This window comes from Rhodoferax sp. LS1P39 (genome assembly GCF_056521425.1).
Map to the genome: position 1 here is coordinate 24,414 of NZ_JBWMAV010000009.1, position 16,498 is coordinate 40,911.

General features: G+C 64.4%; 16 protein-coding genes and 1 riboswitch. Of the genes, 6 read left to right on the forward strand and 10 right to left on the reverse strand.

Annotated features, from left to right (window positions below; all coding sequences use genetic code 11):
* Positions 1-24 precede the first annotated feature (24 nt).
* Positions 25-2,772, reverse strand: a complete 2,748-nt coding sequence (gene metH, locus AC097O_RS15035; protein ID WP_479593590.1) for a methionine synthase — start codon at positions 2,770-2,772, stop codon at positions 25-27.
* 25 nt (positions 2,773-2,797) lie between these two features.
* A riboswitch (S-adenosyl-L-homocysteine riboswitch) is annotated at positions 2,798-2,869 on the reverse strand.
* Positions 2,870-3,034: 165 nt separating this feature from the next.
* Here metH and AC097O_RS15040 point away from each other — a divergent pair.
* Complete coding sequence (locus tag AC097O_RS15040; RefSeq protein ID WP_479593591.1) at positions 3,035-3,643, forward strand: cyclic nucleotide-binding domain-containing protein; 609 nt, start codon at positions 3,035-3,037, stop codon at positions 3,641-3,643.
* Positions 3,644-3,652: 9 nt separating this feature from the next.
* Here AC097O_RS15040 and AC097O_RS15045 read toward each other — a convergent pair whose 3' ends face one another.
* Positions 3,653-4,084 carry a PACE efflux transporter gene (locus AC097O_RS15045; RefSeq protein WP_479593592.1) on the reverse strand — a complete coding sequence of 144 codons (432 nt, stop codon included), beginning with the start codon at positions 4,082-4,084 and terminating at the stop codon, positions 3,653-3,655.
* A gap of 88 nt (positions 4,085-4,172) precedes the next feature.
* Here AC097O_RS15045 and AC097O_RS15050 point away from each other — a divergent pair, with 88 nt between their 5' ends.
* The gene (locus AC097O_RS15050) at positions 4,173-5,105 is read left to right on the forward strand and encodes a LysR family transcriptional regulator (RefSeq protein ID WP_479593593.1); all 933 of its coding nucleotides are present in this window, start codon (positions 4,173-4,175) and stop codon (positions 5,103-5,105) included.
* Between the two features lie 42 nt (positions 5,106-5,147).
* Entirely contained in the window at positions 5,148-5,300 is a 153-nt protein-coding gene (locus tag AC097O_RS15055) for a hypothetical protein (protein ID WP_479593594.1), read from the forward strand.
* Positions 5,301-5,322: 22 nt separating this feature from the next.
* On the opposite strand, the gene AC097O_RS15060 is transcribed toward AC097O_RS15055, so the two are convergent.
* The 6 genes from AC097O_RS15060 to AC097O_RS15085 form a co-directional block, all read right to left on the reverse strand.
* On the reverse strand, positions 5,323-5,544 hold the full coding sequence (locus tag AC097O_RS15060) for a BrnA antitoxin family protein (protein ID WP_479593595.1): 222 nt from the start codon (positions 5,542-5,544) through the stop codon (positions 5,323-5,325).
* Positions 5,545-5,751: 207 nt separating this feature from the next.
* Positions 5,752-6,759 carry a Gfo/Idh/MocA family protein gene (locus tag AC097O_RS15065; protein WP_479593596.1) on the reverse strand — a complete coding sequence of 336 codons (1,008 nt, stop codon included), beginning with the start codon at positions 6,757-6,759 and terminating at the stop codon, positions 5,752-5,754.
* A 1-nt stretch (position 6,760) separates the two neighbouring features.
* Positions 6,761-7,804, reverse strand: a complete 1,044-nt coding sequence (locus AC097O_RS15070) for a homocysteine S-methyltransferase family protein (RefSeq protein WP_479593598.1) — start codon at positions 7,802-7,804, stop codon at positions 6,761-6,763.
* A 72-nt stretch (positions 7,805-7,876) separates the two neighbouring features.
* Positions 7,877-8,167: a BrnA antitoxin family protein gene (locus AC097O_RS15075; protein WP_479593599.1), complete on the reverse strand. Its 291-nt coding sequence runs from the start codon at positions 8,165-8,167 to the stop codon at positions 7,877-7,879.
* Positions 8,157-8,456 carry a BrnT family toxin gene (locus AC097O_RS15080; RefSeq protein WP_479593600.1) on the reverse strand — a complete coding sequence of 100 codons (300 nt, stop codon included), beginning with the start codon at positions 8,454-8,456 and terminating at the stop codon, positions 8,157-8,159. Before AC097O_RS15080 ends, AC097O_RS15075 begins: the two co-directional genes overlap by 11 nt.
* Positions 8,457-8,528: 72 nt before the next feature.
* On the reverse strand, positions 8,529-9,392 hold the full coding sequence (locus AC097O_RS15085) for an AraC family transcriptional regulator (protein ID WP_479593602.1): 864 nt from the start codon (positions 9,390-9,392) through the stop codon (positions 8,529-8,531).
* Positions 9,393-9,527: 135 nt separating this feature from the next.
* Here AC097O_RS15085 and AC097O_RS15090 point away from each other — a divergent pair, with 135 nt between their 5' ends.
* On the forward strand, positions 9,528-10,373 hold the full coding sequence (locus AC097O_RS15090) for an SDR family NAD(P)-dependent oxidoreductase (protein WP_479593604.1): 846 nt from the start codon (positions 9,528-9,530) through the stop codon (positions 10,371-10,373).
* Between the two features lie 228 nt (positions 10,374-10,601).
* Positions 10,602-12,473, forward strand: coding sequence for a DNA helicase RecQ (gene recQ, locus AC097O_RS15095; RefSeq protein WP_479593606.1), 1,872 nt, complete (start codon positions 10,602-10,604; stop codon positions 12,471-12,473).
* On the opposite strand, the gene AC097O_RS15100 is transcribed toward recQ, so the two are convergent.
* Positions 12,434-13,807, reverse strand: coding sequence for a putative bifunctional diguanylate cyclase/phosphodiesterase (locus tag AC097O_RS15100; protein WP_479593608.1), 1,374 nt, complete (start codon positions 13,805-13,807; stop codon positions 12,434-12,436). The two genes, recQ and AC097O_RS15100, sit on opposite strands and share 40 nt — an antisense overlap.
* Positions 13,808-13,816: 9 nt before the next feature.
* The gene (locus AC097O_RS15105; protein ID WP_479593610.1) at positions 13,817-16,120 is read right to left on the reverse strand and encodes an ATP-binding protein; all 2,304 of its coding nucleotides are present in this window, start codon (positions 16,118-16,120) and stop codon (positions 13,817-13,819) included.
* A gap of 179 nt (positions 16,121-16,299) precedes the next feature.
* Here AC097O_RS15105 and AC097O_RS15110 point away from each other — a divergent pair, with 179 nt between their 5' ends.
* Positions 16,300-16,449: a hypothetical protein gene (locus AC097O_RS15110; protein WP_479593613.1), complete on the forward strand. Its 150-nt coding sequence runs from the start codon at positions 16,300-16,302 to the stop codon at positions 16,447-16,449.
* Positions 16,450-16,498 lie beyond the last annotated feature (49 nt).

Below are 16,498 nucleotides of genomic sequence, written 5' to 3' on the forward strand. Positions count from 1 at the left end.
AAAACCCTATACAGAAACGTGTTCTTACAAATTCGGCGCCAGCAGGCGCTGCAGATCGGCCTCGGCCACGCCACGGCGCTGGGCCAGGTCTTTCAGCTGGTCTTCGCCAATCTTGCCGACGTTGAAGTACACGCTGTCCGGATGCCCCAGATAGAAGCCGCTCACGCTGGCGGCCGGCAGCATGGCCAGGCTCTCGGTGAGTTCCATGCCGATCTCAGCGCATTGCAGCAAGGCAAACATGTCCTGCTTGGCGCTGTGGTCCGGGCAGGCCGGGTAGCCGGGCGCGGGGCGGATGCCGGTGTATTTCTCGGCAATCATCTCTTCGATGCCCAGCGACTCTTGCGGCGCGTAGCCCCACAGGTCGGTACGCACGCGGTGGTGCAGGCATTCGGCAAAGGCCTCGGCCAGGCGGTCGGCAATGGCCTTGAACATGATGCTGGAGTAGTCGTCCAGCTCGGCCATGAACTGCGCTTCCTTCTTTTCGGCACCCAGCCCGGCGGTCACAGCGAACATGCCTGCGTAGTCGGCCACGCCGCTGCTCTTGGGTGCCACGAAGTCGGCCAGGCAGCGGCTGGGGCGCATGACCCCATCGATGGCCTGCTTCTCGGTCTGCTGGCGCAGGCCGTGCCAGGTCATGGCGACTTCGCTGCGCGATGCGTCGGTGTAGAAGACGATGTCGTCATCCAACACCGTATTGGCCGGGTACAGGGCGATCACGCCGTTGGCGGTGAGCCAGCGGCCCTCGACCACGCGTTTCAGCATGGCCTGCGCATCCTTGTGCACCCGGGTGGCTTCTATGCCGACCACTTCGTCGGTCAGGATGGCCGGGTAGGGCCCGGCCAGGTCCCAGGTCTGGAAGAACGGTCCCCAGTCGATGTACTTGGCCAGCTCGGTCAGGTCGAAATTCTTGAAGACGCGGCGGCCGATGAATTTGGGCACCTTGGGGGTGTAGCCAGCCCAGTCCATCGGCGTTTTGTTGGCGCGGCACTTGGCCAGCGGCCACAGCGGGGTTTGCTTCTTGTTGGCGTGCTGGTGGCGTACCTTGTCGTAGTCGGCATTCAGCTCTTCAATGAAAGCCCCCGCGCCGTCACCCAGCAGGCTTTGCGCCACGCCCACGCTGCGCGAGGCATCGGGCACATAGACCACCGGGCCGTCGTAGTGGTGCGCAATCTTCACGGCGGTGTGCACGCGGCTGGTGGTGGCACCGCCGATCATCAACGGGATTTTCTTGATGCGGAAATGGTCGTCCTTTTGCATCTCGCCCGCCACATACTGCATTTCTTCCAGGCTGGGGGTGATCAGGCCGCTCAGGCCCACGATGTCGGCCCCTTCCACCTTGGCGCGGGCCAGAATTTCGTGGCAGGGCACCATCACGCCCATGTTGATGACCTCGAAGTTATTGCACTGCAAAACCACGGTGACGATGTTCTTGCCGATGTCGTGCACGTCGCCCTTTACCGTGGCGATGATGATCTTGCCCTTGGTGCGCACGTCGCGGCCTGCGGCTTCGTCCAGGCGCTTTTCTTCTTCGATGTAGGGGATCAAATGCGCCACGGCGGACTTCATCACCCGCGCCGACTTCACCACCTGCGGCAGGAACATCTTGCCCTGGCCAAACAGGTCGCCCACGATGTTCATGCCCGCCATCAGCGGGCCTTCGATCACGTGCAGCGGGCGGCCGCCCTTGGCCAGCACGGCCTGGTAGGCCTCTTCGGTGTCGGGCACGATGAAGTCGGTGATGCCGTGCACCATGGCGTGGCTCAGGCGCTGCTCTACCGTCACAAAGTGGTCGGCAGTGCCGCGCCAGTCCAGGCGCTTGCTTTCGTCCTTGGCACCGCTCTTGGCGGTTTCGGCAATCTCCACCAGGCGCTCGCCCGCATCGGGGCGGCGGTTCAGCACTACGTCTTCCACACGTTCGCGCAGTACCGGCTCCAGGTCGTCGTACACCCCCACCATGCCCGCGTTGACGATGCCCATGTCCATGCCCGCCTGGATGGCGTGGTACAGAAACACGGTGTGGATGGCCTCGCGCACCGGGTCGTTGCCGCGGAAGCTGAAACTCACATTGCTCACCCCGCCCGAGACCTTGGCCCCCGGTAGGTTCTGCTTGATCCAGCGCGTGGCCTCGATGAAGTCCACGGCGTAGTTGTTGTGCTCTTCGATGCCCGTGGCCACAGCGAAGATATTGGGGTCGAAGATGATGTCTTCGGGCGGAAAACCGACCTCGTCGACCAGGATGCGGTAGGCGCGCTCGCAGATCTCGATCTTGCGCGCATAGGTGTCGGCCTGGCCCTTCTCGTCAAACGCCATCACCACGGCAGCCGCGCCGTAGCGCCGCACCAGCTTTGCATGGTGCTTGAAGGCATCTACGCCTTCTTTCATGCTGATGGAGTTGACGATGGGTTTGCCCTGGATGCAGCGCAGCCCGGCCTCGATCACTTCCCACTTGGAGCTGTCCACCATGATGGGCACGCGGGCGATGTCGGGCTCACTGGCAATCAGGTTCAAAAACCGCACCATGGCGGCCTTGCTGTCGAGCATGGCCTCGTCCATGTTGATGTCGATCACCTGCGCGCCGTTTTCCACCTGCTGGCGGGCCACCGACAAGGCCTGGTCGAACTCGCCGTTCAAGATCATCCGGGCGAAGGCCTTGGAGCCGGTGACGTTGGTGCGCTCGCCGATGTTGACGAACAGCGTGCCTTGGCCGATGAGCACGGGCTCCAGGCCGGACAACAACATGGGGGGGACGGGGCTTACGACAGATTCGGACATACAACTCACCTGTGGAGGGACATGGTTCAGGTGAGCGTCGTTGGTAATCAACCCAAGCCTGACGGGGAACAAACCCGCTGCAACGCTCCTTGGGAGGCTGCAATTTTAAGGGCGGCCCAAAATTTATAAGAAATCCGGCCTCCGTGCTTATTCAATAAGCGCAACAAGCTATTTATTTAATAGCAACTACATACCAACCCCAGCCCTGCCCGCCCAGGCGATGTGCTAAAAGCGGAGCAGGCTTCACCACGGACCCGAGACCATGTTCAAAAACCTGATGGACGGCATCAAAACCCAGTTGTCGCGGACACCGGAGCTCCTCGAACCCCATGAGCGCATGCGCTCGGTGCAGCACTCGGGTTCGGCCAGCCGCGCCGCCGAGCTGCTGATTGCGCCCACCGCGCTGATGCAGCTCAGCCCCAGCGAGGCGCTGACGGTGGTGAGCTACATGACGCCGCGCCGTATCGCCATGGACACCACCTTCATCCACGAAGGCAATACCAGCGAAACCGGCTACATGCTGCTGTTGCTGGAGGGCGAGGTGACGGTAGAAAACATCGTGGTGAGCCGCCGCAACCCGGTCACGGTCAGCGTGCTCGGCCCCGGCAGCCTGATTGGCGAAATGGGCCTGATCGACGGCCAGGCCCGGCTGGCCTCGTGCACCGCCACCACCGACGTCACCGGTGCCGTGCTGTCCCGCGCGGCCCTGGAAAAGCTCAGCCAGGACGATCCGCGCACCGCCGCCAAGCTGCTGCTGGCCGTGTCGCTGCGCATCGCCGAGCGGCTGCGCGACACCACCGAAAAGGTCAAGCGCTACAGCCAGCTGGTGCAGGCCATGCAGCAGGAAATCGACCACCTGATGCCGACCTGAACACCCGCGTCAGGCCGCCGCCGCCAGCGCCGACGCAGGCAGACCAAACACCCGGTCAAACGCCCAGTTGAAGACGAAGGTGTAGACCAGAAAAAACAGCAGCAGCCCGAAGTCCATCCACAAGGCGTGCAGCCAGGTCACGTCCAGCCACCAGGCCATCAGCGGCACAAAAATCAGCGTCAGGCCGCCCTCAAACCCCACGGCATGTGCCACGCGGCGCGCAAAGTTGCGGCCTCGCACCGGCTGGCGCGCCTCCCAGCGCTCGAACAAGGTGTTGAACACCAGGTTCCACACCACAGCGATCACCGACGTGGCCACCGCCAGCATGCCCGCATCCTGCATGCCCTGGCCCGACATCCCGGCCAGCCCCAGCGTGGCGGCCACGATGGCAATGGCCTCGTACAGGCTGACGTAAACAAACTTTCTCTTCATTCCTTGCATGGCGCGGGTCCTTGGTAATGGGGTGACTGTATGTCTTAAACTCTGATACATAAAGTCAGCTTGTTTCAACTTCACTGATAGGTGCATCTTGGCATTTACCTCGGAAAACGTGCAGGTGTTTCTGGCCGTGCTGGACCGGGGCTCGTTCTCGGCCGCCGCGCGGGCGCTGGGGCGTGTGCCCTCGGCGGTGAGCATGGCCATCGCCCACCTGGAGGCCGAGCTCAACCTGCCGCTGTTCGACCGCCGTGGCCGCGAGCCCCAACCCACGGCGGCGGCCCGCTCGCTGGAGCCGCAGGCGCGGCTGCTGGCCGCCCAGTTGCAGCAGCTGCAGGCCCAGGCGCTGGCCCTGACCCAGGGCCTGGAAAGCCGCCTGACCCTGGCCATCGCCCCCGAGCTGCTGGCCGCAGAGTGGCGCAGCCCGCTGGCCACGCTGGCGCAGGAACACCCGCTGCTGGAAGTGGAAGTGCTGGCTGCGCCCCAGGCCGACGCGCTGGCCATGCTGCACGCGGGCCGGGCCAATCTGGCGCTGGTGTTCGAGCGGCCCAGCCTGGACGGGCGCGAGGGTTTCCAGGAGGTGAGCAGCGAAATCCTGGTCGCCGTGATGGCCCCCGCCCTGCTGGCCCAGACCCTGCAGCCGGGCGCGGGCCTGCGCGAAGAGCAGCTCACCAACACCCGCCAGATCGTGGTGGCCAGCCGCGACCTGGCCGCCATCGACACCCGCTTCGCCTACGCCCGCCACTGCTGGCGCACCGACAACCACATCGCCGCGCTGGGCCTGATCGAGGCCGGTATCGGCTGGGGCTGGCTGCCGCAGTCTTTTGTGCGCAGCCAGATCGCCGCAGGCACGCTGGTGCAAATGCCGTTCGACAACCTGACCAACCGGCTGGAGCTGTGGGTGGACGTGGTCTGGTCCAAAGAAAGGCCGCTGGGCCTGGCGGCACGGCGCTTCATCGCCCTGGTGAGCGCCGGGCGCGCGGCCCGCAAGCTGCTGACGGAAAGTTTACAAGAAATGGGCTCCTAGCGCTTATTCAATGAGCGCAAGAAGCTAGCTATTTTGTAGCACATGAAACACTCGTTCATGGCAAATGACATCGGGGCCTGCGTATCCACTGCCGCAATAGAGCGCTTCCGTCAGCTTACAGCACAGGACCTGAATGCCCATCGCGCCCGCGCAGCGCTGTACGTGCTGGCGTTGGCAGAGGCGGGATTGGGTTAAACCCCTGTCCCCGCTGCACAAGCTACACCGCAGAGTGTGTACGCAGCCAATCCTTTAGCGCATCGTTCATGCGGGTTTGCCAGCCTGGGCCCGCAGTACGAAAGGCCTCCAGCACATCATGGTCGAAACGGATGGCGACTTGCTCTTTGGTAGCGCTGCCTGCCGGGCGACCCCGCTTTTTGGGGTAGGCCGCCACGCCAGCTTGCAGCTCTTCAGCGGTAGCTGGACGGTCGTCTGCGTCCACGCCACCCCACAAAAATCCTGGGCTGGCGAAGTGGCCTGCACGGCACGAGCAAGTCCTTACGATTCATCGCATTCGTTTTCGAGCCAGGCATCGTAAACCTCACGTTCTAACTGGATGGAAGTTGGTAGCAGGCATGTAAATTTCAGGCATCAAATAGACCCGCAGCGCTTATTCCATTAGCGCAAGCAGCTATGCATTAAGTAGCAACTAGAGCACTTCCAGCTTTTCCCAAGTGCCACTGCGCTGCGAGGCAAACAGCGCGTCGATGATGCGCATGTTCTGGATCGCGTCTTCCACGCCGTACTGCAGCGGTGTTTCGCCGCGGATGGCGAGGGAGAACGCATCGCCTTCCAGGCTGTACTGGTCGCAGGGCGCGAAGGTTTCCACCGTGGCGCTGCTGCCGTTCAGGGCTTTGCCGTTGTCGATGAAGATGCGGGTAGCCTCGCCCTGCGGCGCGTTGAACGGGATCTCGATCTCTACCCGCTGCTGCGTACCCACCACCTGCACGCGCTGGTAGGGCGTGGACTGGGTGGAGACGGTGAAGTTGAGCTGGCGGCCACCACCAAAGTCCAGCAGCGCGCTGAACATGCGGTCTACGTTGAATGTGGGGTCCATGTCGGCCAGCGCCATCACGCGCAGCGGCTCGGCACCGAACAAAAATCGCCCGGCCACGATGGGGTAGCAGCCGATGTCGAACAGTGCGCCGCCGCCCTTGGCCGCATCGTTGCGGATGTTGTCGGGGTTGCGGTTGAAGTACGAAAACCAGGCCTGCACCGTGCAGCGCTCGCCCAAGGCACCGCTTTGCACCAGTTCGCGGGTGCGCAGCCACTGCGGGTGAAAGCGCACCATGAAGGCTTCCATGATGTGGACTTTGCCCGCCACTTCGCGCAGTTGCGCCGCCTCGGTGGCGTTCAAGGCCATGGGCTTTTCGCACAGCACGTGCTTGCCCGCGCGCGCTGCGGCCAGGGTCATGGGCACGTGCAGGTCGTTGGGCAGGGGGTTGTAGATGGCCTCGATGTGCGGGTCGGCCAGCAGCTCTTCGTAAGAGCCGTAGGCGGTGGGAATGCCCAACTTGTCCGCCGCGGCGCGGGCCGAAGGCAGGGCGCGCGAGGCAATCGCCTGCACGTCGCACCACTGGCTGCGCATCAACGCCGGGGTGACCTTTTCCATGCCAATCTTGGCGGTACTCAACACACCCCAGCGTACTTTTTGCATATCAGGCAGCCTCTTTGTAGAAATACGAACGCAGCGCGCGGCCCGGCAGCGGTGTCACCGCGTCGTGGATGGCGGCGATGTGGTCGGGCGTGGTGCCGCAGCAGCCGCCGACGATGTTGACCAGCCCCTCGGCAGCGAACTCGCGCACCAGGGCCGAGGTGACATCCGGGGTTTCGTCGAAGCCGGTGTCGCTCATCGGGTTAGGCAGGCCCGCATTGGGGTAGCAGCTGATGAAGGTGTCCGGGGCCACGCGGTGCAGCTCCTGGATGTAGGGGCGCATCAGCGCCGCGCCCAGGGCGCAGTTCAGGCCGATGGCCAGCGGCTGGGCGTGGCGCACGCTGTGCCAGAAGGCGGTGACAGTCTGGCCGCTCAAGATGCGGCCCGAGGCATCGGTGACGGTGCCGCTGATGATCAGCGGCAGGCGCTGGCCCGAGTCGGCAAAGTATTCGTCCACCGCAAACAGCGCGGCCTTGGCGTTGAGCGTGTCAAAAATCGTTTCCACCAGGATCACGTCGCTGCCGCCCTCGACCAGCGCCTGGGTCTGGTCGTAGTAGGCGGCACGCAGCTCTTCAAAGGTCACGTTGCGCGCGCCGGGGTCGTTCACGTCGGGGCTGATGCTGGCGGTTTTGGGCGTGGGGCCGAGGGCTCCGGCCACGAAGCGCGGCTTGTCGGGCGTGCTGTACTTGTCGCAGGCGGCGCGGGCGATGCGGGCCGATTCAAAGTTCATCTCGATGGCCAGGTCGGCCATGTCGTAATCGGCCTGGGCCACGGTGGTCGCGCCAAAGGTGTTGGTCTCGATCAGGTCGGCCCCGGCGGCCAGGTAGCCCTCGTGGATGTCGCGGATCACGTCCGGGCGCGTCAGGCTGAGCAGCTCGTTGTTGCCCTTCACGTCCTTGTGGAAGTCCTTGAAGCGCTCGCCCCGGTACTGCGCTTCGTTCAGCTTGAAGCGCTGGATCATGGTGCCCATCGCGCCATCCAGGATGGCGATGCGTTGCGCCAGGATGGCGGGGAGTTGCTGGGCGCGGGTGTAGGTAGGCGTTTTCATGAGGGGTCGATTGTAGGAAACACAGCCAAGGCTTGGCACGCCAAGGGCACTTGGGGGTCCATTGGGGGATTGCTACACCGCAGAATGCGTGCGCAGCCAGTCTTTGAGCGCGTCGTTCATCCGGGTTTGCCAGCCGGGGCCTGCGGTGCGAAAGGCTTCCAGCACCTCATGGTCGAAACGGATGGCCACTTGCTCTTTGGTGGCGCTGCCTGCGGGGCGACCACGCTTCTTGCGGTAGGCGGCCACGCCTGCTTGCAGCTCCTCGGCGCTGGCAGGGCGGTCATCTGGGTCCGTGCCGTCCCACACAAAATCTTGGGATGGAAGGCTGGCCCGCACGGCGGCCAGGGTTTCCTCACGACTCATCGCATTCGTTTTCGAGCCAGGCATCGTAAACCTCACGTTCTATACGGCTCGCACGTCGAAAACTGATCACGCGTGCAGAGCCACTACGTTCGGTGTGTACCACCGACAGCACAGCCAGAAAACCCAACACATAAGAGATCGACAGCGTGCGTAATTCGCCGATACCCTGCTGCGGGATGTCCAGCCGAAACCGCGACTCCAACACCTCGCCTGCGTCGGCAAAATCAAACCCATGTTTGCGCAGATTGCTTTGCCGCTTGGCTTCGTCCCAAGTAAGTCGGGTATCCATGCGATTAATTGTAGATGCATTAATTGCATCTGTGCTATTTTTGTAGATGCATTATTACAATGCCCGCCAAAATCACACCTCCACCAAAGCCCCCAGCGCCCGCAGCCGCACAGCATCCCGCACCGGCGGCTGGCCGAAGAAGCGCGCGTATTCGCGGCTGAACTGGGACGGGCTCTCGTAGCCTACGGCAAAGCCGATGCTGGCCGCGTCGGCCTGGCCCGCTAGCAGCAGGCGGCGGGCTTCCTGCAGGCGGATCTGCTTTTGGTACTGCAGCGGGCTCATGGCGGTAACGGCCTTGAAATGGCGGTGGAAGGTAGAGGCCGTCATGTGCACCTGCTGCGCCACCGTGGCAATGCGCAGCGGCTCGGCGAAATGGCGGCGGATCCAGGCTATGGTGCGGCCAATGTGCGCCAGGTGGCTGTGGGCCAGGGCGATCTGGCGCAGCATGGGGGCCTGCGCGCCGGTGAGCAGGCGGTACAGGATTTCCCTTTCAATCAGCGGGGCCAGCATGGGGATGTGGGCGGGGGTGTCCAGCAGCCGCAGCAGGCGCAGGGCGGCATCCAGCAGGTCGGGCGTGGCCGGGCTGACGGCCAGGCCGGGCGACGGGGCACCGGTGGGCTGGCGGGGCAAGGCCAGCAGCATGTCGGCCAGCACCGCCGTGTCCAGCGCGAGCGCGAAGGCCAGATAGGGCTCTTCCGGGCTGGCCTGCACCACCGCCCCGGTCACCGGCAAGTCCACCGACACCAGCAGGCACTGCCCGGCGCGGTACTCCACCACCGACTCCCCCAGCAGCACCCGCTTGGCCCCCTGGGCCACGATGTACAGAACCGGCTGGTAGACCACGGCCACCGGCAAGGTGGGCGCGTCTGCCCGCACCAGCCGCACGCGCGGCAGGGCCGTGGCGGCCTGGTTGCCCTGCCAGTGCCGTGCAATCACATCGCAAATTTATCTATTGGTTTCAACGGGCATGGACGGCAACATGCGAGGATTATGCAAGAGCCCGGCAGCATCACGCTACCGCTGCAGGGGCCCGTGCGGGGATAGTCAAGCTCTTTCAACCCTGGAGCCCTCATGCCTTTCCAACCCACCACCTGGTTCATTACCGGTGCCGCACGCGGCATCGGCGCGCACACCGTGCAAGCCGCCTTGGCCGCAGGCCACAACGTGGTCGCCACCGCCCGCAGCCGCCACAGCATCGCCACCACCCACAAGCGTTTGTTGGCGCTGGACCTGGACGTAAGCGTTGAATCCCAAGCCCACGCCGCCGTGCAGGCCGCCATGGCCCGCTTTGGCCGCATCGACGTACTGGTCAACAACGCGGGCTACGGCCAGCTCGGCCTGTTTGAAGAAAGCACGGCGGCGGATGCGCAGGTGCAGTTCGACACCAATGTGTTCGGCATGTTCCACGTGACCCGCGCGGTGCTGCCGGTGATGCGCCAGCAGCGCGCAGGCCGGGTGCTGAACCTCTCGTCCATCGCCGGCATGCGGGGCCGCAGCGGCACCGCCCTGTACAGCGCCAGCAAGTTCGCGGTGGAGGGCTTCTCCGAGGCCCTGGCGCAGGAGGTGGCCGCCTTCGGCATCTTTGTCACCATCGTGCAGCCCGGCGCGTTTCGCACCGACTTTCTGGACGGCCAGTCGATGCGCACCGGCAGCCAGCCCCTGGCCGCCCCCTCTGCCGATTACGCCGCGCAATCCGCCCAGGTGGCCGAAGGTTTTGGTGCCCGCAACCACCAGCAGCCCGGCGACCCGGCGCGGCTGGCTGCGGTGCTGCTGCAACTGGCCGCCCACCCCAAGCCGCCGCTGCGCCTGGCAGCAGGGAGTGATGCGGTGGAGATCATTAGGACGAAGATCGACGCGCTGCGGGCGGAGCTGGAGGCCTGGCGGGGGGTGTCGGTGGCGACGGATGGGGAGTTTTAAGGGAAATAGGCTGCCTGCGCTTATATGGTGAGCGTGAGCAGCTATCAATTGCAGAGCAATTACCGTTCTACAAAAAACGACTGGGCGGAATACGGTCGCACAGTCGCCCCTGCAACACGGACGGGCACAATACGCCCTTCCCACCAGCTCCCACTGGTTTACCCCTCAAATCAGCCCATAGCGCCCATTCCGTAAGCGCAAGCAGCTATAAATTGCAGAGCAAAAGCATTGTCCTCGACTCCCCTTGCCATCCTGCGTGAAACCTTTGGCTACGAGCAGTTTCGTGGGCCGCAACAAGCCATCGTGGAGCATGTGGTGGCCGGGGGCGATGCGCTGGTGCTGATGCCTACGGGCGGCGGCAAGTCGCTGTGTTACCAGATTCCGGCGATTGCGCGGCAGATGGTGGGGCAGGGGGTGACCATTGTGATTTCGCCGCTGATTGCGCTGATGCACGACCAGGTGGGCGCGTTGCACGAGGCGGGGGTGTCGGCGGCGTTCTTGAATTCCACGCTGAGCTTTGCCGAGGCGCTGGACGTGGAGCGCCGCCTGATGCGTGGCGACATCACCATGCTGTACGCCGCGCCCGAGCGCATCAACACGCCGCGCTTTCTGGACCAGCTCGACGAGCTGCTGGCGCGCGGCCAGCTCAGCCTGTTTGCGATTGACGAAGTGCATTGCGTGAGCCAGTGGGGTCACGACTTCCGCCCCGAATACCGCGCCTTGACGGTGCTGCACCAGCGCTACGCCAGCGTGCCGCGCATTGCGCTCACCGCCACGGCGGATGCGCTGACCCGGGCCGACATCGTGGAGCGGCTGCAGCTGGAAGATGCGCAGCACTTCGTCAGCAGCTTTGACCGGCCCAACATCCGCTACACCATTGTCGAGAAGAAGGACGCCACCCAGCAGCTGCTGCGCTTCATCCAGCGCGAGCATGCGGGGGCGGACTTCCAGGATGCCGGGGTGGTGTACTGCCAGTCGCGCAAACGGGTGGAAGAGGTGGCGCAAACGCTGTGCGAGAACGGCATCAACGCCCTGCCGTACCACGCCGGGCTGGACACCAAGCTGCGCCAGACGCACCAGGACCGCTTTCTGCGCGAAGAAGGCATTGTGATGGTGGCCACCATCGCCTTTGGCATGGGCATCGACAAACCCGACGTGCGCTTTGTGGCCCACCTGGACATGCCGAAAAACATCGAAGGCTACTACCAGGAGACGGGCCGCGCCGGGCGCGACGGCCTGCCCGCCGAGGCCTGGATGGTCTACGGCCTGCAGGACGTGGTGAACCAGCGCCGCATGATCGACGAGAGCCCGGCCAGCGAAGAATTCAAGCAGGTGATGCGCGGCAAGCTGGACGCGCTGCTGGGCCTGGCCGAGGCCACCGACTGCCGCCGGGTGCGGCTGCTGGCCTACTTTGGTGAAAAGTCGGCCCCCTGCGGGAATTGCGACAACTGTTTAGAGCCGCCGCAGGTGTGGGATGGCACCGAGGCGGCACGCAAGCTGCTGTCCACCATCTACCGCATCCAGCAGATGAGCGGCATTACCTTTGGCGCGGGCCACATCATGGACATTTTGCGGGGCAAGACCACCGACAAGGTGAACCAGTTCAACCACAGCACGCTCAGCACCTTTGGCCTGGGCACGGACTACAGCGAGCTGCAATTGCGCGGCGTGCTGCGCCAGCTGATCGCCATCGGCGCGGTGGCCGTGCAGGGCGAATACAACACCCTGGGCCTGACCGAGGGCTCGCGCGCCGTGCTCAAGGGCGAGGTGCCGCTGATGCTACGCGCGTCCGTCTCCGGCCCGGCAGAGCGCAAACCCCGGCGCGAAAAATCCACGGCCAAATCGGCAGCCAAATCGGCCGTGGTGGCCGCGCTGGACGACAGCGCCCAAACCCGTTTCACCGCCCTGAAAGCCTGGCGCGCCGAAGTGGCCCGCGAGCACAACCTGCCCGCCTACGTGATCTTCCACGACGCGACCCTGGCCGCGATAGCCGCCATCGACCCGCGCAGCCTGGGCGACCTGGAGGGCGTGAGCGGCATTGGAGCGAAGAAGCTGGAGGCTTATGGCGAGGCGGTGCTGGGTGTGTGCGTGGCGGCGTAGGCTGCCAAAAACGCCGCAAATTCGCCAATCGGCACCGGCCGGCTCAGCAGGTAGCCCTGGATCGCCATGCAGCCCATCTCGGCCAGAAACTTGCGCTGGCCTTCGGTTTCCACGCCTTCGGCAATCACCTGCAGGTGCATGCTGTGCGCCAAGGTGATGACGGTGCGGGCAATGGCGGCATCGTTGGGGTAGGTGAGTACATCGCGCACAAACGACTTGTCGATCTTGATCTGGTCCAGTGGCAGCTTTTTCAGGTAGCTCAGCGACGAGTAGCCGGTGCCAAAGTCGTCCAGCGACAGGCGCACGCCATGGGCGCGCAGGGCTGTCATTTTGGCGATGATGTCTTCCACATCGTTGACCAGCATGCTCTCGGTCAGTTCCAGCTTGAGCCGCGACGGCTCCGCCCCCGAGCGCGCCAGCACCGACAACACCTGCTGCACGTAGTCGGGCTGCTTGAACTGCTGGGCGCTGACGTTCACGGCGATTGTCAGCGCGGCAGTGGCCGGGTCTTGCGACCAACGCACCAGCTGGGCACAGGCGGTGCCCAGCACCCAGTGGCCCAGCGGCAGAATCAAGCCGGTTTGCTCGGCCACGGGAATGAACTCCGCCGGTGACACCATGCCGTTGACCGGGTGGACCCAGCGCACCAGCGCCTCTGCGCCCGCGATGCGGCCCTGTTCGTCCGTCTGGGGCTGGTAGTACAGCGCAAACTGGTTGCCGGGCAGGCCTTTGCGCAGGTCGGACGCCATGGCGTTGTAGGCGGTCATTTCCGACTGCATCACGTGCAGCAAGGCGTACAGCCCCAGCAGGGCCAGGGCGTTGTTGAACCAGGTGCCAGGGATGCGCACCGTATCGGGCAGCACATAGGGCGTGTCGAAACCCCACTGGGTGCTGGCAAACACAAAAAACGTTGCGAAGCAGGCCATGGAAATGCCATGCCGCAGCCACGCACGCTCGCCCTTGAAGATCAAAAAGGTGCCCATGCCCATGACCAGAAAGAAGTGGTGGGCAGAGCGGGGTGCCTGGGCGTTTGGAATGTCTTGCACCAGGCTCAACAGGCACAGCGCGACGTACATGCTGCACACCATCAGCAAGGTCGCGCTGCGGGTGTGGCCGCGCACGGTGAGCACCGCACTGACGGCAGCGATGGCGGCCAGCACAACGTTGCACACCGCAATCGACCAGGTGCCACGCAGGCCGAAATACACGCCCCAGCACAGCATGCCCAAGGCCATGACCGCGCTCCAGACCAGCAAGGCGCGCCGCATGCGCAGGCCATGCTTGCTTTCCGGGCCTGGCGGATGGACCCACACCTTGTAGTCGAATGTGGGCATGCGGGTCGCCTAGTGCATGAAACCCATTCCCCGGGCTTCGCGCACCTCGGGTTTGATACGGTGCTCGGCTTCCAGCTGCTCCATGAACTCGTCGGCGCTCAGGGCCGCGTCCAGAATCTCGGATTGGCGCTTGACCGCCGCAAAGTCGCCGGGGCAGAGCTGCTCCAGCTTGCCCAAACGGGTGGCCAGCGCGTCGGTCAGCAGGGCTGCATCGCCGCCTAGGGCTTCCTGCACAAACATGGTTGCACGCTGGGCGCGCAGCAGGGGTTTGAACTGGATCTTGAAGGTGAAGCGGCGCAGCGCGGCCTGGTCGATGCGGTCCAGCAGGTTGGTGGTGCAGACAAAGATGCCCCGGTAGCGCTCCATGCCCTGCAGCATTTCGTTCACTTCGGTGACCTCGTAGGTGCGCTGGGCACCGCGCCGGTCTTGCAGGAAGCTGTCGGCCTCGTCCAGCAGCAGCACGGCTTTTTCGGCCTCGGCCTCGCGGAACATGGCGGCCATTTTTTGCTCGGTTTCGCCCACGTACTTGCTCATCAGGTCGCTGGCCTGCTTGACGATCAGCGGTTTGTCCAGGGCCTTGGCGATGTGCTCGGCCAGCGCGGTTTTGCCGGTGCCGGGTGCGCCGTAAAAGCACAGCGTACCGTGGCCGCGCGCCTTCAGGGCCTGCACGATGCGGGGGATTTCAAAGCGGCTTTCCACGTTGAGCATGTCCAGGCTGTAGGTGGTGGCGCTGGGGCGCTGGGCGTGGTCGCTGGCGCTGTTGCCCAGGGCCATGTCGGCGTTTTTCAGCTGGCGGTCGATCAGGTTTTCGAACGTGGTGTCCAGCGCCGGGGTGACCAGCCCGGCAAAGCGCACCGCGGTACGGATCTGCGCCGGGGTCAGGCCTTTGCGCTCGGTGAGCTTGGCCACAAAGGCATCGCTCACGGCCACACCTTCCAGCGTCTTGCGCACCAGGCCTTCGCGGGCACCGGGCGGGGGCGATTTCAGCTCCAGGTGGTAGGCAAAGCGGCGGCGGAAGGCCGGGTCGATCTGCTCGATGCGGTTGGTCACCCACAGCGTGGGCACGTTGTTGGATTCCAGGATCTGGTTCACCCAGGCCTTGCCGCTCACCGACGCGCTGCCGGGCGCGGCCACCTGCTCAGCCCGGGCCATGAGCTGGGCGGCCTCGGTGCTGATGGGCGGAAACACGTCTTCCACCTCGTCAAACAGCAGCGCGGCCTGCACGCTGCCCTTGAGGAACACCTGGGCGATTTGCAGCGAGCGGTAGCGGTCGCGGCCACTGAGGGAGTTGCCGTCGCGGTCGGCGTATTCCACCTCGAACAGGTCCAGCCCGGCGGCCTGGGCTACCACCCGGGCCAGTTCGGTCTTGCCGGTGCCGGGCGGGCCGTAGAGCAGCACGTTCACGCCCGGCTCCTTGCGCGCCACGGCGTTGCGCAGCAGGCTGACAAGCACCTGCGCGTCGTCCAGCACATAGGTGAAGTCGTTCAAAGCCAGGGAGCTTTTGGTGGCCGGGCGGGTGAACACGGCCATCAGCTCGCTCTGGTCGCGGTACTCGCGCATCAGCACAGGGGGCAGCTTTTCGCTGACCTTCATCAGGTCGGCCAGGTCGGTGATGTTGTGCTCGGAGATCAGGTTTTCTACCAGGCCAATGCGCTCCAGGCGCGACCCGGCGCGCAGGGCCTCGCCCACCTCGGACGGGCTGACCCCGGCGACTTCGGCAATCGCGGCATAGGCTTCGGGCGCGTTGTTGACCTTGACCTCGACCAGGATGGTGCGCAGGTCGCGCTGGTAGCGGGCCAACGTGCCGTACAGCAGCAGGGCGCGTTCGGCCTTGTTGAGTTGCAGCAGGCCGGACAGCGCGTCGATGTTCTTTTCCACCAGGGTGGACTGCTTCTTGAGCGCGTGGGTCAGCCATTCGCCGGTGACGGCCAGGGCAGAGAGCAAATCCTTGGGCTGGTCTTTGGCGTATTCGTCCAGGTAGAAGAACAGCGTGCCCTCTTCGTAGGGGCCGCGCCACACGCCGTGGCGTTCCAGAAATTCGGTGGTGCCCAAGGCGACGTGGCCGCGCCAGAATTCGTTGTCCTTGCAGCGCCGGGTAAGGAACTCGCGCAGACGCAGCAGCACCGGCTGGGGCCACACCAAGTGCCGCCCGGCCATGGCCAGCAGGCTGTTGAGGTCGCGCCGCACATTGAACTTGGGGCCTTGGCGGGCCACCAGGGTGAGCACAAAATGCGAGCACATCAAGTCCAGCACGGGCGCGGTTTTCAGGCCGGGTGACGGCACCAGCTGCGGATTCGCAGGATCAAAAACCATACGCTTCACCATAAGACAGGCTCCTCGCAACGGGGTTCGTTGCCGCACCATAACGCAGCGGGTGGGGCATGGGAAGACCTGGGCCCCTAATATTCCCGCAACACGCATAGCCCTTGTCTGTGCCAGGCCCGTACAGGTCTCCGCTTAGAATCTGAGAGAACCGAAATCTTAGGAAACCCATGTCCAAACCCACCGACGACCACAGCACCCCCGCACATGCCCCGGCCGATGCCGTGGAAGCCATCGTGCCCCTGATACCCATCGTGTTGCCCATCGTCGGCGGTGTGTTGATTTTCCTGCTGGCTTTTATCGCCGTTTCCATGGCCTAAATGGCCGCTGCTGCTGGTCTGGCATAGACTGGCAGCTATTGATCCCATA